This window comes from Actinomyces sp. ZJ308, assembly GCF_011752065.1.
In the GTDB taxonomy this organism is placed as follows: Bacteria; Actinomycetota; Actinomycetes; order Actinomycetales; family Actinomycetaceae; genus Actinomyces.
On record NZ_JAAIJY010000080.1, the window covers coordinates 1 to 649 of the forward strand.

The 649-nt window shown below is 61.2% G+C and carries 2 pseudogenes; one reads left to right on the top strand and one right to left on the bottom strand.

Annotated features, from left to right (window positions below):
- A pseudogene (locus HCR68_RS14030) lies at nucleotides 1-267 on the top strand (hypothetical protein); the annotation flags it as partial.
- 32 nt (nucleotides 268-299) lie between these two features.
- Here HCR68_RS14030 and HCR68_RS13940 read toward each other — a convergent pair.
- Nucleotides 300-515, bottom strand: a pseudogene (locus tag HCR68_RS13940) (IS1634 family transposase); the annotation flags it as partial.
- Nucleotides 516-649 lie beyond the last annotated feature (134 nt).

The window sequence follows — 649 nt, forward strand, 5'->3', positions numbered from 1 at the left end:
CCGCGCCGGGTCGGCCAGTGCCTCCAAGGTCATCCTCGTGGCTCGCTCGCGCAGCTCATCGGGGTACTTCTTCTGTCCCATGACAGTGATCCTTCCGTGTCATCACTGCCTCCATCAAACCCGGGGCGATTCAAAGAGAAAGGACTGCCACCTTCCAAACGCAGAGCCAAGGGCAAGCTCGTCGAAGGACAGATCACCACCGACTGGAACAAGGCCCTGGCCCAGCTCACCACCGCATACCCCGACCGATTCGCCCCCTACCTATAGAACCCGCTTACACAGAAAACTGGACAGGCTCTGCCGGCATCAGCCACGATGACGAGCTCCTCAATGCCGTGAGCGGCCTGGAAGGCCTCCACCACCGGGATGGTGGTGGTCTCGGCCTTGTTCCCTTCCCAGCACCCGATTCTCAGGGGGAAACCATGACGGTCGACCAGCAGGCCGACGATGACCTGGGGATCGACCCGCCTCTCCTTGGAGTAACCCACCCGCCGCAGGTCGTCCTCCCTCTCGGCCCCGGGATGGGCTGCTGGGTGTTTTTCGGACACTGCTTGTTTGGTGTTTCAGGCTGCCTTGGTTAGGCTCAGGAATTCTTGCTCGACCTCGTTAGGTGTGCGGTATCCCAGGGCTGAGTGAAGGCGCACATGAT